We start from the raw sequence: 14993 nt of genomic DNA on the forward strand, positions 1-14993 counted from the left end.
CGAGCAGGCTCGCTCCCACAGGGTTTGTGTATCGACAGAAGTATTTGCGTAGGACTGGCTCAGGGCAGATAAATCCGGAACACGCCTCCCCCCAGCACACCGCCATTGGCAATCTCGGTCCGCCCGCACACGCCGCCGCGCTGGTGCAGCCCGGCGATTCGCGCGGCGAAGTACAGGCCCAGCCCGGTGCTGCCGCTGCTGTGGTTGATGCCCTGCACGTAGTCGGCCTGACGCTCGATCATTTCGGCCGGGTAGCCTTCACCGTCGTCGTTGATGGTGAGCACCAGTTGCCCAGCCTCATCGCTCGCACTGATCAACAGCGTCTGGCGGGCATGGCGAATGGCATTGTTGATGCAGTTGTCGAGCACCGACGCGATCAGCTCACGGTCGAAAAAGCCCAGGGGGCTCAACGGGTCGACTTCATAGGTGACCATGATCCCACGGCTGCGGAACACTTCCTGATGGCCGGCCAACTGCGCCTCGATGAAGTCGTCCAGTTCATGGTAGGCCGGGTGCAGCGGCAACTGGTTGACACCCAGCTTGTACAGTCCCAGCAGTTGCACCATCAAGCCATTGAGGTGGGCGAATTCGAACTCCATCACGCCCTGCTCGGGGGTCTGCTGCGCAGCTTCGGGCAAGCGCTCGAGCCACTGCGCATGCGCCTGCATGAGCAAGGTCAGGGAGTTCTTCATGTCGTGCACGGTCGATGCGATCACCGTGGAAAAATCGAGTGCCTGTTCGCTGTCATTCATCGCCAAATGCCTTGCTTCGCAGTTTCTGATAGCGCGCAAAACGCGCATCGGTGTCGGGCATCATGCCCACCAGTTTCAGGCAGGCGCGACATTCCTCCAGCAGCTCCGACTCCACACTGGTATCGGTGCCATGCAGCAGGGACTGCGCCATGTTCAGGGCAATACTGATGTTCTTCGGTTGCATCTTCAGTGCACGGCGGAACAGATCCCGCGCCTCGGGCAACGCGCCAGTCTTGTAGACCCGCACGCCTTCGCGGTTCAGTTCGGCAGCCGCATTGCCTTGATTGAGAATGTTCGGGTCGTCGGTGAGTTTGGCAATGCCTTGCATCACCGTCGGATCATCACCGTAGATTTCCGCACAGTTCTTGAGCATCGACTCGCCGGCGCTGGCCTGGCCGAGCATTTGTAATTGCTTGGCCACCAGCAGCGCCGCCTCGGCGCTCATGAACTGCTCCATGCCGTCGAGGCGCTGCAAGGCCTGTTCGGTGAGCTTTTCCGCAGTTTCGGCATCGTTCAACAACAGGCTAGTCGCTTTCATCAACCGCGCCCGGACTTGCAATCCCGGGTCGTTGAGGTTTTCCTTCGCCACCGCACTGAGGGTCGTGTTGATCTCCAGCCGGGTCCGGGTGTCGAGGCCTTTTTCGCTGCCCTTGCTGATCAGCGCATGGGCCAGGCCGAGGTTGCTTTCCGGATCCTTGAAACGCGACTGCGCCCCCTGCCCGACCGCCTGGCGGTAGGCCCTGGAGGCGGTGTCGTAGTCTTCGTTGGTCATCGCCAACTTGCCCAGCAACGATTGCCGACGCACCGCCAGGGGCGACAGGCGAACCGCCTCCTCCAGCACCTCCTGTGCCTGTTTCGTGTCGCCTTCGGCCACTAGCACATCGGCCATGCCGTCATACAAGGCCGGCATCATCGGAAAGGTCTTGAGGGCCTTTTCATAGACCGCCTTGGCCTGCGCTACCTGACCGCGCTTGAACATCAATTTGCCCAGGCCCGCATAGGCCCAAGGCAACGGACGATCCGCCAGGATGGTGTTGTACAGGCGCTCCAAGGCTTCGTTCTGATTCAGGTCGCGCAGCGCATCGGCGCGATAACGCAGGCACAACGGCCCGTAGCGCGGATCCTGCTTGCACAGGGCAATGCAGGCATTGAGCACTTCCAGCGGCTTGCCACGATCCAGCGCCTGGAGAATCGGCTTGAGCAGGGTCTTGCGCTGCTCCAGCCGCTCCAGCCGCTGGGCCAGGCCGGAGCGGTTGAACGGTTTGGTCAGGTACGCATCGGGCTCGTGCTCCAGGGCACTGAGCACCATGGCCTGACTGGTCTCGGCAGTCACCATGAGAAACACACTTTCATGGCTGATGAGCTTCTCGATCATCAGGTCTTCGAGTACCTGTTGACCGTTCTTGCGGCCGTCGCCCAGGTGATAATCCTGCAGGATGAAGTCATAGCGCTTCTGCGAACACATGCGCAGCGCCACTTCACCGGTATCGGCGGTGTCCACGTCCTTGACGCCCAGCTCACGCAACATGGAGCGGATCGAGCTGCGGAAATCCGAGAAATCATCGACGATCAGAAAACTTTTTTGGTGGTACGCCAGCATCGAGGATGTCCAGGCAAGTAAAAAGGTGCACCCAATGGCAAACAACGAAACGCCGTCTTGCAGCCCGTTGGGGCGCGCAGATGATAGCCACCAGCCACTAATGGGCAAGAGATTTCCGAACCTCTTGCCCTGGCTGTGCCGTGGCGCACATTGCGAACCGTTCCGGCACACACGGGTGCGGGAGAAAACCGGGCTCATCAGGCTATCGGCTGAAGTTGGCTTTCCGTTAAGCGGATCGTAGGAAGAGGCTCATTTGAAGACTTCGGAAACGGATGCCGACTCAGCGCTCTGCACCAGATCGATCAACCAGGTTCTGAATGCCACGACTTTTTTCGAGTTGGCGATTTCCAGCGGCGTCACCAGATAAAAGCCCAGATCGGACTTTAATTTGAGGTTGAACGGCGCTACCAGTCTTCCGGATTTCAAATCGTCATCGACGTAGGTGGAACGACCGATGCACACCCCCAATCCGTCGATGGCAGCCTGCACCGCCATCATTGCCAGATCGAACATCAGCCGCGAGCCTTCAGCGAGCTTCTTCGGTTGCCCTGCCGCGCTCAGCCACATATTCCAGTCGTTACTGGTCATGCCGCTGACCTGCAACAGTGTGTGATTGACCAGATCGACCGGGCTTTTCAAGGCTTTGGGTCCCGTCAGCAGCTTGGGGCTGCACACAGGAAAGATCTCGTCGGACATGAGCCAGTCCGCCCGCAAGCCCTTCCAGTCGCCGAAACCGTAGCGGATCGCAGCGTCGATGCCGCCCTTGCGGAAATCGACCAGCTCGGTTGAGGCGGTCACCCGCACGTCAATATTGGGAAATGCATCCTGAAAGGACGCCAGGCGCGGCAACAGCCATTTGGACGCCAGGGAAACCAGCGTACTGATGGTCAATGCGCTGTTGTTGGTCGACTCGAGCAGCATTTCCGATCCAGCCCCACGGAGTCCATCAGAGCAGTGACTGTGAAATACAGCCACATCCTTGATTGAGGTGTGAACTACATTGAGCTGGATCGACCGAAATTTTACCTTCGTGGCCAAGGACGGTCTGGTTCAAGATGTCGCTTGCCATGATCCGAATCGTGGTTAGGCCGAGGGTTATCCTGTGGCCGCGGCCTGGGTGGTTCCTGGGGTGGTCGCTGGGGGCGTTTATCGTCACTCATTGGGGTTCTCCAGGTATGAACAGGCTGTTGCTGGGGATTTCTTCAAGAACTCGCTGGGTGCAAACCGCCTTGGTCTTTTTGCACTCTATGCGCTCAGGATTTTTTGCCACATAGTCCCGCACTCTCTCTTTAATGCGCTTGCATCGGGACTGATGAGTAGTCGTGTATTCGCGACTCTGGCTGATATCCATCCTCAGATCACGTAACTCATGAGCCAGCAGCCTATAACCGGCGAGCAACTCCTCATATGCCTTAATCTTTTTTGGCAGACCAAGCAACGGTTTGACAATCGTCAGAATGGCCGCTAGTCCAAGCAACACCTGCCAGAGAGGGTTGCCGACAGTAGTTTTCCATACAGCCAAGCCGCCGACAGCAGAAGAAGACGAGACGACAGCAATTCCTATCTCCACCCCAAGATTGAGCCGCTCCATTGCCTGAAGCTTGATGCCGTAATAGAGCTCGTTGAGCCTGGCAGTCCGAAGAAGATCATAGACGTCCCAGACAGGGTGGTTTTCTCGGGCCATTTGAGCACATCTCACAATTGAGAGGGGGACACTGACATAACCACTTGCTGGTAGGTAGCTGGCTGGTACCATCAATCGGAGCCCCGCAGACGAATTGCTGGAAGCTCCATTTTATATGGTGTCCCAGGGCAGGTTCGAACTGCCAACCTTCCCCTTAGGAGGGGGATGCTCTATCCAATTGAGCTACTGAGACACAGGTCGACCACGAGAACCGTGGTGCGATGGACGGCGAGCATGTTAACGGCCAGCCCTGGGTTTGTCATGTCGTCCGTAGTCTTTTTAAGTGTAGGCAAATGCTGCGGTTCACCGCCCTTCAGCGCGATGACACGGATAAACGGGACGCCGCTCATCCATACCCGCTTGCCCCTGCTAGTAAATCGGCAAATTGCCACTATCCTATACAATACAAGGACAGCACCGGTCTTTGCTGCCGTTCCGGTTATCCGCCGGACGGTATGGCACATAGACACGATGCGGTGGTCACAACCTGCGGACCTGCTGATTTTTCAAACCAGTCCGCATTTTTGATGAAGGGTAATGGCAGAACGCCTTTACGCGGATCAATATTTGTCACAGAATTGGCGCCAATGATCTGGCAATTTTGAGGCATGATGCGGGCCTCTTAACAATTCAGGTTGAACATTTGGCCACGGGGCTTGTCCTATCCGACATCCTGCGGCCAATCCCGAGAACCGCTCCCCTGAACTAACCGGTTAAATATATGCGCCCATTGAAACAGGCAATTTATTCCAGCCGTACGGCTGACAAGTTCGTCGTACGTCTGCCAGACGGAATGCGGGAACGCATTGCCGAGGTGGCTCGCAATCATCATCGCAGCATGAACTCTGAAATCATCGCGCGCCTCGAGCAAAGCCTTATCCAGGAAGGCGCGTTGGGTGAAGAACTGAGCATGCGCCTGGACAGCCCTGAGCTGTCTCTGCATGAGCGCGAACTGCTTCAACGCTTCCGACAGCTCTCCCACCGCCAGCAGAACGCCCTCGTTTCGCTGATTGCCCACGATGCAGAGATGGCCGCAGACGCGTCCTGATCTCACAGCAGTACTCAAGCCAGCCTTGCGCTGGCTTTTTTTTGCCTGTTAGGAGCTGGCGAAGCCTACGATCTTTTGATCTTGATCTGGCTGGGTGTTCACTCTCGATTCAAGTGTCAGGGAAAAGATCGCAGCCTCGTTGCACTCGACAGCTCCTACACAGCGTTCACAGTCCAGCGGGACGACCGATCGTTCCCACGCTCTGCGTCACTAGTGTCCGGTAAAAACTGAAGGGGGAGCTTGCTCCCCCTTGCTGTACCTGCCTTTGAGCGATACTCGGCTTTTTCAGACTCGATTCCGGCTATGTTCAGCAGCACTCGCTTTTCACAAATGCTCCAAGCACTCCCTCATCAGTTGTTCAAAAATGCAGTCAAACGCTGTGGCGCTGATCGTTATGCCAAGCAATTCAGCTCTTGGGATCTGCTCGTCACGCTGATCTTTGGTCAGATAACACAAGCCAGCAGCCTGCGCGCCTTGGCGACAGCATCGCAATCGCTGGAACCTCACCATTATCATCTCAACGCTCGCAGCATGGTTCGCTCAACGCTTTGTGATGCCTTGAGCAAACGCAGTTCAGAGCCTTTTCGGCTGGCCTGCGAGCACTTGCTGCAGGGCGTTGGCCGCAAGCAGCGCAAGTCCCTGGAAGCGATGGTCACGCTGATCGACTCGACCTCAATCACCTTGCGCGGTCCCGGCTTCGACGACTGGACCGCTGCGACGAAAACCCGCATAACACAAGGCCTGAAGGTGCATGTGGCAATTGATCCACGACAAACAGCACCCACTTACGTGAACATCACTGCCGCCAACGTCAATGACCTGAGTGACGCCCTGACCATGCCGCTTGAAGCAGGCATCACGTACGTTTTCGACAAGGGATACTGCGATTACAACTGGTGGCACCAGATTGATCAGGTGGGGGCGTTCTTCGTCACACGACTCAAAAAAAATGCCAATGTGAATCACGTAGAGGATCTGAACAGAGGGGAAAATGCCGACTTCATAGAGTCGGACGAAGCCGTGCGATTTGGCAAAAAACACCTGAATACACGACGGTTAAATCACTATCACGACCAAACCGTACGTCGGGTCCAGGTTCGTCGAGATGATCACGAAACGCCGCTGATCCTGGTGACTAATGATTTTTCACGCTCAGCTGAAGAAATTGCCGACCTGTACAAGCAGCGCTGGCAGATCGAGTTGTTCTTCAAGTGGATCAAGCAAAAACTCAAGCTCAAACGGTACTTCGGATTCTCTGAAAACGCGGTGCGTCTACAAATCTACAGCGCGCTGATCACATACCTTTTGCTGCTCCTGTATCAACAACGCTCGGCCTGCTCAGACTCACTTTCAAACTTCACTATCCGGCTGGCTCATAGCTTGTTTGAGCGCCCGCTCAGCGACACACACCGCGGATATCGAAGGCAAGAACGAACAGAGCTGAAGGCTGCCCAGGGTAGCCTTCAGCTATGAAAAGGTTTTACCGGACACTAGTGACGCTCTGCGTGGAAATGCCTCAACGGACGCTCCGCGTTCGAATTTTCGGGACGCAGAGCATCCCCGGCTGCATTCCCACGCGGAGCATGGGAACGAGCACCTCAGAGCAGGAAGATCGTCGCCAGTCCCAGGAAAATAAAGAACCCGCCGCTGTCGGTCATGGCGGTAATCATTACGCTCGCGCCCATGGCCGGGTCACGCCCCAACCGGGCGAGGGTCATGGGAATCAGGACTCCCGCCAATGCTGCCAACAGCAGGTTGAGGGTCATTGCGGCAGTCATGACCACTCCCAATGACCAACTGCCATAGAGCAGATACGCCACAACACCAATCACACCACCCCAAAGCACGCCGTTGATCAGCGCCACCGCCAGTTCCTTGCGCATCAATCGCGAGGTATTACCGGTGCTGACCTGGTCCAGCGCCATGGCGCGAACGATCATGGTGATGGTCTGGTTGCCGGAGTTGCCGCCAATACCGGCAACGATGGGCATCAGCGCCGCAAGCGCCACCAACCGCTCGATGGAACCCTCGAACAAACCGATGACCCGGGAGGCGACAAACGCCGTGATCAGATTGATCGCCAGCCAGGCCCAACGGTTACGCAGGGACTTCCAGACCGAGGCGAAGATATCTTCCTCTTCGCGCAGACCGGCCATGTTGAGGACTTCGCTTTCGCTTTCCTCACGGATCAGGTCGACCATCTCATCGATGGTCAGACGGCCGATCAGCTTGCCGTTCTTGTCGACCACCGGAGCGGAAATCAAGTCATAACGTTCGAACGCCTGGGCCGCATCATAGGCGTCTTCGTCCGGATGAAAACTCACCGGGTCGCTGGCCATGACTTCTGCGACCTGCTTTTCAGGATCGTTGACCAGCAATCGCTTGATCGGCAGCACGCCCTTGAGCACGCCGTCGTAATCGACCACAAAAAGTTTGTCGGTATGTCCCGGCAACTCCTTGAGACGACGCAGGTAACGCAACACCACTTCAAGGCTGACGTCCTCACGGATCGTCACCATCTCGAAGTCCATCAGCGCACCGACCTGCTCCTCGTCATAGGACAACGCCGAGCGCACGCGCTCGCGCTGCTGGCCGTCGAGGGCTTCCATCAGTTCGTGGACAACGTCCCGTGGCAGTTCGGGCGCAAGGTCGGCGAGTTCGTCGGCGTCCATTTCCTTGGCCGCCGCCAGCAACTCGTGATCATCCATGTCAGCGATCAGGGTTTCACGAACCGAGTCGGACACTTCGAGCAGGATGTCGCCGTCACGATCAGCCTTGACCAGTTGCCAGACCGTCAGACGCTCTTCCAGCGGCAAGGCTTCAAGGATGTAGGCAACGTCGGCGGAGTGCAGGTCATCGAGCTTGCGTTGCAACTCGACGAGGTTCTGCCGGTGGACCAGGTTCTCGACCCGGTCATGATGCGGGCCTTCCTGGCGATGCGTCAGGTCTTCCACGACCCGCTGGCGATGCAGCAGCTCAACGACTTGAGCGAGACGATCCTGAAGGCTTTCCTGCGTTTTCTTTACTTCAACTTCGGTCATAGGCGAACTCCACTCCCAGCAGTGGGGCACGCCGGAAGGATCAATCAGTCAATTCATGATTGGTGAAACGAGGTTTTGAGTAACTACTGGGTAAGTCCATGGAAGTATTCCAAAGCCCCGGCGGGGCTGACGGGCGCAATCATACACCGCTTGGCGTTTTAAAACGTTAAAAAATCATGGCAAGAACAAGCGCTTGCGAGACAAACCTGAACGCAGGCTGAACCTCCAGGTTTACGACGATTTATCCTGAAAAGAAAACACACGCGCCGGCAGAAATGGAGCAGCTACCCTTCCCTTTCCATCGTCAGGGAAGACGCCAAAATGCCGGCCAATCGTTATCTGCTTCTGCTTGCCACCCAGTGCTGCCTGCCTTCGTGGGCCGCCGAACACACCGTTCATCGCTGCGAAAACAGCGCAGGGCAGGTCACCTTCACCACCTTGAGCTGCGGGCCGGGAGAAGACCTGTCATTGCAACAAATCCATCCATACAGCCCCGGCACGATCGAACCCGCCGGCGAATCGATGCTGCCCGAAGCCGAGCACCGGCAAACATCCGGCAACATAACCAGGCGCAGGGAACCGACGGTTGTCGGTCAGTTCGAAGACCGCTGCGGGAATCTGCTCAGCCCCGGGCAGCGTCGCGATGCAATCATGGACAGGCGAATCGTCACCGGCATGAGCCAGCAGGACGTGGAAAGCGCCCTCGGCAAACCCGATTCAATCAAGATGCGGAATTCGAACACCCGCTACACCTACAAAGCAAAGAACGGTCGCAGCGCAGAGGTCGTGTTCGATGAGAAAGGCTGTGTAAAAGGCAAATCACAGGCAACAAAAAGCCCGCGTTAAACGCGGGCTTCTTGATGTATGGTGCACTCGACAGGATTCGAACCTGTGACCGCTCGGTTCGTAGCCGAGTACTCTATCCAGCTGAGCTACGAGTGCAGGTTGTGGTTTTATACCAGATCACAACTGGTTGAAGCCAAGTTATTTGCATTGCTGCAAACGACTCTTAAATGGTGCACTCGACAGGATTCGAACCTGTGACCGCTCGGTTCGTAGCCGAGTACTCTATCCAGCTGAGCTACGAGTGCATGTGTTGCCGCGCATTATAGGTCGTCGAATCTTTTTGTAAAGCGCTTTTTTCCAGTAGTTTCAACAACTTACCGAACAAGCCAGATTACAACGCACTACATGAATAATGGCGGAGAACGGGGGATTCGAACCCCCGACACCCTTTTGAGGTGTACTCCCTTAGCAGGGGAGCGCCTTCGGCCACTCGGCCAGCTCTCCGCAACACGGGGCGTATATTAACCACCTTCATCCCCGTTTGCAAACATAAAAATCGATAAAAATTAATGGCTTGGTTCGTCGTCCTTCTCTTTCTTGATACGCAGGTAAATTTCCTCCCGGTGCACCGCGACCTCTTTCGGGGCGTTGACGCCAATACGCACTTGGTTTCCTTTGACGCCGAGCACGGTCACGGTGATTTCGCCATCGCCAATAATCAGGCTCTCTGCGCACCGACGAGTCAGAATCAGCATACCTTTCTCCTCACGCAATTCAGTTCAGGGACTACAAGTCTGCAAAACAAAGGCGTTGGACCTGCAACCGCAACGGTCGCAGCCTACAGGCCTCAGTATTGACCAGCGCGGGCAAAAGAACAGTTTTGAGACGCGCCATTGAAAAAAACAAAGGGCGCGGTAGAACCGCGCCCTCGGGACAACGCCTTACTCGCCCTGTCGGGCGGCTGCGTCGAGTTCGAAAGCCGTGTGCAGGGCGCGCACGGCCAGTTCCAGGTATTTCTCTTCGATCACCACGGAAACCTTGATTTCCGAAGTCGAGATCATCTGGATGTTGATGCTTTCCTTGGCCAGGGATTCGAACATGCGGCTGGCCACGCCTGCGTGGGAGCGCATGCCGACGCCGACGATCGAAACCTTGGCGATCTTGGTGTCACCCACCACTTCCCGGGCACCGATCTCGGCTGCGGTCTTCTTCAGCACGGCTTCGGCGGCCTGGTAGTCGTTGCGGTGCACGGTGAAGGTGAAGTCGGTGGTGTTATCGTGCGCGACGTTCTGCACGATCATGTCGACTTCGATGTTCGCGGCACTGATCGGGCCGAGAATCTTGAAGGCCACGCCGGGGGTGTCTGGCACGCCACGGATGGTCAGCTTGGCTTCATCGCGGTTGAAAGCGATGCCGGAAATGATCGGCTGTTCCATGGATTCCTCTTCATCAATAGTAATGAGGGTGCCCGGACCCTCTTTGAAGCTGTGCAGGACGCGCAGCGGAACGTTGTACTTGCCGGCGAATTCAACCGCCCGGATCTGCAGCACCTTCGAGCCGAGACTGGCCATTTCCAGCATCTCTTCGAAGGTGATCTTATCCAGGCGCTGAGCCACGGGTACCACTCGCGGATCGGTGGTGTAGACGCCATCCACGTCGGTGTAGATTTGGCATTCGTCAGCCTTGAGAGCCGCCGCCAGCGCAACACCGGTGGTGTCGGAACCGCCACGCCCGAGGGTGGTGATGTTGCCGTGCTCGTCCACGCCCTGGAAACCGGCGACCACCACGACGCGACCAGCCTTCAGGTCGCCGCGAATCTTCTGATCGTCGATCTGCAGGATACGCGCCTTGTTGTGCGCGCTGTCCGTCAGGATACGCACCTGGTTGCCGGTGTAGGACACCGCCGGCACGCCACGCTTCATCAGCGCCATGGCCAGCAAGGCGATAGTCACCTGCTCGCCGGTGGAAACGATCACATCCAGTTCACGAGGAACCGGCTGCTGCTCTCCGCTGATTTGCTTGGCCAGATCGATCAGACGGTTGGTTTCGCCGCTCATTGCCGACAGCACAACCACCAGGTCATCGCCCGCATCACGGAATTTCTTAACCTTGTCGGCGACTTGTTCGATTCTCTCGACAGTGCCGACCGAGGTGCCTCCAAATTTCTGTACGATCAAAGCCATTTCAAAGCCGCCTCTGCCCATGAAGGGCGCCCAATAATTACAACGGCGGTCGGGCCCGCGACTAGACCGCGAACCCGAAGCACCGCCTTAAATACCCTGCTCTACAAATGCAACGGTCTGGGCCAGTGCCGCGTCCAGTGCGCCAACGTCGGTACCGCCGCCTTGCGCCATGTCCGGACGACCACCGCCCTTGCCGCCCACTGCCGCAGCGGCCTGCTTCATCAAATCACCGGCTTTGAGTTGGCCGGTCAGGTCCTTGGTCACGCCTGCGACGAGAACGACCTTTTCCTCATGGACACTGCCGAGCAGGATCACTGCGCGGCCGAGTTTGTTTTTCAGCTGATCGACCAGCCCCAGCAGGGCCTTGCCGTCCTGACCGTCCAGACGCACGGCCAGCACTTTGACACCTTTGACGTCCACGGCCTGGGCCGACAGATCGTCGCCCGCGGCGCTGGCAGCCTTGGCCTGCAACTGTTCCAGTTGTTTTTCCAGCAAGCGGTTGCGCTCCAGCACAGCCGACAGCTTGTCGATCAGGTTGTCACGGCTGCCCTTGATCAGGCTCGCCGCTTCCTTGAGTTGTTCTTCGGCGGCGTTGAGATACGCCAGTGCCGCGGCACCGGTGACCGCTTCGATACGCCGCACGCCGGAGGCCACACCGCCTTCGCTGATGATCTTCAGCAGGCCGATGTCACCGGTCCGGTTGGCGTGGATGCCACCGCACAGTTCCACGGAGAAATCACCCATGCTCAGCACGCGCACGCTGTCGCCGTACTTCTCGCCGAACAACGCCATCGCGCCTTTCTTCTTGGCGGTGTCGATGTCGGTTTCTTCGGTCTCTACCGGGGAGTTCTTGCGGATCTCGGCGTTGACGATGTCTTCCAGGGTCTTGAGCTGCTCTGGCTTGATAGCCTCGAAGTGGCTGAAGTCAAAGCGCAGGCGCTGGCTGTCCACCAACGAACCCTTCTGCTGGACATGCTCGCCCAACACCTGGCGCAACGCCGCGTGCAGCAAGTGTGTCGCAGAGTGGTTCAGCGAAGTGGCGTGGCGCACCTCGGCGTCGACATGAGCCGACACCGGCGCGGCGACCATCAGGCTGCCCGAAGCCAGCACGCCGTGATGCAGGAACGCGCCGCCGGTCTTGGTGGTGTCGCGCACGTCGAAGCGCGAGCTGCCGGCCTGCAGGTAGCCGCAGTCGCCGATCTGGCCGCCAGACTCGGCGTAGAACGGGGTCGTGTCCAGCACGATCACGCCTTCCTGGCCTTCGCTCAGGATGTCGACCGATTGACCGTCCTTATAGATAGCCACGATCTTGGCCGAACCGGTGGTACCGGCGTAACCGGTGAATTCGGTGGCCACGTCAACCTTGACCAGGCTGTTGTAGTCCATGCCGAAGGAGCTGGCGGAACGCGCACGCACCCGCTGGGCTTCCATCTCGCGCTCGAACCCTTCCTCGTCGAGGGTCAGGTTGCGCTCACGGGCGATGTCGCCGGTCAGGTCCATCGGGAAACCGTAGGTGTCATACAGCTTGAACACCACGTCGCCCGGTACCACGTTGCCCTTGAGCTCGGCCAGGTCCTGCTCGAGGATCTTCAGGCCCTGTTCCAGGGTCTTGGCGAACTGCTCTTCTTCGGCCTTGAGCACGCGCTCGATGTGTGCCTGCTGGGATTTCAGCTCCGGGAAGGCCTCGCCCATCTCGGCCGCCAGGGCCGCGACGATCTGATAGAAGAAGCTGCCCTTGGCGCCCAGCTTGTTGCCGTGACGGCAGGCGCGACGGATGATCCGGCGCAGCACGTAGCCACGACCTTCGTTGGACGGCAGCACGCCATCGGCAATCAGGAAGCCGCAGGAACGGATATGGTCGGCCACCACTTTCAGCGAAGCCTGGTTGTCGTTGGTGCAACCGATGGCCTTGGCCGAAGCGCTCAGCAGGCTCTGGAACAGGTCGATTTCATAGTTGGAGTGAACGTGCTGCAACACCGCACTGATCCGCTCCAGGCCCATGCCGGTATCGACCGACGGCGCTGGCAGCGGATGCAACACGCCATCGGCGGTGCGGTTGAACTGCATGAAGACGTTGTTCCAGATCTCGATGTAACGGTCGCCGTCTTCTTCCGGCGAGCCGGGTGGGCCGCCCCAGATGTCGGCGCCGTGATCGTAGAAGATCTCGGTGCAAGGGCCGCACGGGCCGGTGTCGCCCATGGTCCAGAAGTTGTCGGAGGCGTAAGGCGCGCCCTTGTTGTCGCCGATGCGCACCATGCGCTCGGCCGGGACACCGACCTCTTTGGTCCAGATGTCATAGGCTTCGTCATCGGTGGCGTAGACCGTTACCCAGAGTTTCTCCTTGGGCAGGTTCAGCCACTTGTCGGAGGTCAGGAAGGTCCAGGCGAAGGTGATGGCGTCGCGCTTGAAATAGTCGCCGAAGCTGAAGTTACCCAGCATTTCGAAGAACGTGTGGTGACGAGCGGTATAGCCGACGTTCTCCAGGTCGTTGTGCTTGCCGCCGGCACGCACGCATTTCTGGCTGCTCACCGCACGGGTGTAGGCACGTTTTTCCTGGCCCAGGAAGCAGTCCTTGAACTGGTTCATCCCCGCGTTGGTGAACAGCAGGGTCGGGTCATTGCCCGGAATCAAAGAGCTGGAGGCTACTCGGGTGTGGCCTTGCTCTTCGAAGAAGCGAAGGAAGGCTTCACGGATTTCTGCGCTTTTCATTAGGTTCTTCCACGGAGGCTGCGGCCAAAGGCCTGTGCAAAACGTCAACAGACGAAGCAACGGCAAAGGGCCGCATTATATCGGCCCTGCGCTTGGGGTACAGCGTGTTATGCGATAGAAACTGTCAATTGGGTCGCTTGGGCGATCAGTTGCCGGAAAAATCGACGAAAGTGGCGATCACCCGGTCGATTTGCGTAGCGCTGACGTCCAGGTGGGTCACCATCCGCAGGCGCGGCGCAGCAATGAGCTTGATGCCACGTTCGGCGGCAAATGCCTTGAGCGCCTCGGCCCGTTCGCCCATTTGCACGTAGACCATGTTGGTCTGCACCCGCTCGACCTCATAACCTGCCGCCCGCAGGCCGTCGGCCAGGCGCTGGGCATTGGCGTGGTCGTCGGCCAGGCGCTGGACCTGATGATCGAGGGCATACAGCCCCGCTGCCGCGAGGATCCCGGCCTGGCGCATGCCGCCACCGACCATTTTGCGCAGGCGGCGCGCTTTGTCGATCAAGCCGACGCTGCCGCACAGGACCGAACCGATCGGCGCGCCCAGGCCTTTGGACAGGCACACCGACACCGAATCGAAATACTGAGTGATCTCCCGCGCATCGACGTTGAGCTTGACCGCCGCGTTGTACAACCGCGCGCCGTCCAGGTGCAGCGCCAAGCCGTGCTCCCGGGTGAAACGCCGGGCGCGGGCCAGGTATTCCAATGGCAGCACTTTGCCTTGCATGGTGTTTTCCAGGGCCAGCAGGCGGGTGCGGGCAAAGTGGAAGTCATCGGGTTTGATCGCTGCGGCGACTTGCGCCAGGTCCAGGGAACCGTCCGCCTGCACCTCAAGGGGCTGGGGCTGGATCGAACCGAGCACCGCCGCGCCGCCGCCTTCGTATTTGTAGGTGTGGGCCTGCTGGCCGACGATGTACTCATCACCACGCTCGCAGTGGGCCATCAACCCCAGCAGGTTGCTCATGGTGCCACTGGGCACGAAGAGCGCCGCCGCAAAACCCAGGCGCCCGGCCAGCTCGGCTTCGAGGCGATTGACGGTCGGGTCCTCGCCATACACATCGTCGCCGGTGGGTGCGCTGGCCATGGCATCCAGCATGGCGGCGCAAGGTTGGGTGACCGTGTCGCTGCGAAGATCGATAACGCTCATGAATCTGGCCTCGGGTGCTGGTGGGTGAATTCCCTTTCGA

The 14993-nt window shown here is 58.5% G+C and carries 11 protein-coding genes, 4 tRNA genes and 1 pseudogene; 3 read left to right on the forward strand and 13 right to left on the reverse strand.

Translation table 11 applies throughout. The annotated features are described in order from the left end of the window. Positions 1-59: 59 nt before the first annotated feature. The 5 genes and pseudogenes from LOY67_RS21005 to LOY67_RS21025 all read right to left on the reverse strand — a co-directional run bounded on the left by LOY67_RS21005 (position 60) and on the right by LOY67_RS21025 (position 4229). Complete coding sequence (locus LOY67_RS21005; protein WP_265064265.1) at positions 60-752, reverse strand: sensor histidine kinase; 693 nt, start codon at positions 750-752, stop codon at positions 60-62. Further along, positions 745-2352, reverse strand: a complete 1608-nt coding sequence (locus LOY67_RS21010) for a tetratricopeptide repeat-containing response regulator (RefSeq protein ID WP_265064266.1) — start codon at positions 2350-2352, stop codon at positions 745-747. The genes LOY67_RS21005 and LOY67_RS21010 overlap by 8 nt, the downstream gene beginning before the upstream one ends. A 249-nt stretch (positions 2353-2601) precedes the next feature. Next, a pseudogene (locus tag LOY67_RS21015) lies at positions 2602-3279 on the reverse strand (LysR substrate-binding domain-containing protein); the annotation flags it as partial. Positions 3280-3508: 229 nt separating this feature from the next. Beyond that, on the reverse strand, positions 3509-4036 hold the full coding sequence (locus tag LOY67_RS21020) for a hypothetical protein (RefSeq protein WP_265064267.1): 528 nt from the start codon (positions 4034-4036) through the stop codon (positions 3509-3511). 116 nt (positions 4037-4152) lie between these two features. Next, a tRNA-Arg gene (locus LOY67_RS21025) sits at positions 4153-4229 on the reverse strand. Between the two features lie 528 nt (positions 4230-4757). On the opposite strand from LOY67_RS21025, the gene LOY67_RS21030 reads away from it, so the two are divergent. After that, a complete protein-coding gene (locus LOY67_RS21030; protein ID WP_003178899.1) occupies positions 4758-5084 on the forward strand; it encodes an Arc family DNA-binding protein in 327 nt (108 codons plus the stop codon). A 303-nt stretch (positions 5085-5387) separates the two neighbouring features. Continuing rightward, positions 5388-6557, forward strand: a complete 1170-nt coding sequence (locus tag LOY67_RS21035) for an IS4 family transposase (RefSeq protein ID WP_265064268.1) — start codon at positions 5388-5390, stop codon at positions 6555-6557. Between the two features lie 125 nt (positions 6558-6682). On the opposite strand, the gene mgtE is transcribed toward LOY67_RS21035, so the two are convergent. After that, entirely contained in the window at positions 6683-8125 is a 1443-nt protein-coding gene (gene mgtE, locus LOY67_RS21040; protein WP_265064269.1) for a magnesium transporter, read from the reverse strand. A 321-nt stretch (positions 8126-8446) separates the two neighbouring features. Here mgtE and LOY67_RS21045 point away from each other — a divergent pair, with 321 nt between their 5' ends. Next, positions 8447-8971: an outer membrane protein assembly factor BamE gene (locus LOY67_RS21045; RefSeq protein ID WP_265064270.1), complete on the forward strand. Its 525-nt coding sequence runs from the start codon at positions 8447-8449 to the stop codon at positions 8969-8971. Positions 8972-8990: 19 nt separating this feature from the next. Here LOY67_RS21045 and LOY67_RS21050 read toward each other — a convergent pair. From LOY67_RS21050 to ltaE, 7 genes are all read right to left on the reverse strand, one after another. Next, positions 8991-9067: transfer RNA gene (locus LOY67_RS21050), tRNA-Arg, on the reverse strand. A gap of 72 nt (positions 9068-9139) precedes the next feature. Continuing rightward, positions 9140-9216 (reverse strand) — tRNA-Arg (locus LOY67_RS21055). 108 nt (positions 9217-9324) lie between these two features. Continuing rightward, a tRNA-Ser gene (locus tag LOY67_RS21060) sits at positions 9325-9415 on the reverse strand. 62 nt (positions 9416-9477) lie between these two features. Beyond that, complete coding sequence (gene csrA, locus LOY67_RS21065; RefSeq protein ID WP_003178872.1) at positions 9478-9666, reverse strand: carbon storage regulator CsrA; 189 nt, start codon at positions 9664-9666, stop codon at positions 9478-9480. A 186-nt stretch (positions 9667-9852) separates the two neighbouring features. After that, entirely contained in the window at positions 9853-11094 is a 1242-nt protein-coding gene (locus tag LOY67_RS21070) for an aspartate kinase (RefSeq protein ID WP_265064271.1), read from the reverse strand. Between the two features lie 87 nt (positions 11095-11181). After that, entirely contained in the window at positions 11182-13803 is a 2622-nt protein-coding gene (alaS, locus tag LOY67_RS21075) for an alanine--tRNA ligase (RefSeq protein WP_265064272.1), read from the reverse strand. 145 nt (positions 13804-13948) lie between these two features. Further along, a complete protein-coding gene (ltaE, locus tag LOY67_RS21080) occupies positions 13949-14953 on the reverse strand; it encodes a low-specificity L-threonine aldolase (RefSeq protein ID WP_265064273.1) in 1005 nt (334 codons plus the stop codon). Between the last annotated feature and the right edge of the window lie 40 nt (positions 14954-14993).

Source organism: Pseudomonas sp. B21-056 (assembly GCF_026016325.1).
Lineage (GTDB): Bacteria > Pseudomonadota > Gammaproteobacteria > Pseudomonadales > Pseudomonadaceae > Aquipseudomonas.

What these genes read in the sequence shown, in the direction of transcription:
- LOY67_RS21005 (WP_265064265.1), bottom strand. Translation starts at nt 752, where the DNA reads ATGAATGACAGCGAACAGGCACTCGATTTTTCCACGGTGATCGCATCG.
- LOY67_RS21010 (WP_265064266.1), bottom strand. Translation starts at nt 2,352, where the DNA reads ATGCTGGCGTACCACCAAAAAAGTTTTCTGATCGTCGATGATTTCTCG.
- LOY67_RS21020 (WP_265064267.1), bottom strand. Translation starts at nt 4,036, where the DNA reads ATGGCCCGAGAAAACCACCCTGTCTGGGACGTCTATGATCTTCTTCGG.
- LOY67_RS21030 (WP_003178899.1), top strand. Translation starts at nt 4,758, where the DNA reads ATGCGCCCATTGAAACAGGCAATTTATTCCAGCCGTACGGCTGACAAG.
- LOY67_RS21035 (WP_265064268.1), top strand. Translation starts at nt 5,388, where the DNA reads ATGTTCAGCAGCACTCGCTTTTCACAAATGCTCCAAGCACTCCCTCAT.
- mgtE (WP_265064269.1), bottom strand. Translation starts at nt 8,125, where the DNA reads ATGACCGAAGTTGAAGTAAAGAAAACGCAGGAAAGCCTTCAGGATCGT.
- LOY67_RS21045 (WP_265064270.1), top strand. Translation starts at nt 8,447, where the DNA reads ATGCCGGCCAATCGTTATCTGCTTCTGCTTGCCACCCAGTGCTGCCTG.
- csrA (WP_003178872.1), bottom strand. Translation starts at nt 9,666, where the DNA reads ATGCTGATTCTGACTCGTCGGTGCGCAGAGAGCCTGATTATTGGCGAT.
- LOY67_RS21070 (WP_265064271.1), bottom strand. Translation starts at nt 11,094, where the DNA reads ATGGCTTTGATCGTACAGAAATTTGGAGGCACCTCGGTCGGCACTGTC.
- alaS (WP_265064272.1), bottom strand. Translation starts at nt 13,803, where the DNA reads ATGAAAAGCGCAGAAATCCGTGAAGCCTTCCTTCGCTTCTTCGAAGAG.
- ltaE (WP_265064273.1), bottom strand. Translation starts at nt 14,953, where the DNA reads ATGAGCGTTATCGATCTTCGCAGCGACACGGTCACCCAACCTTGCGCC.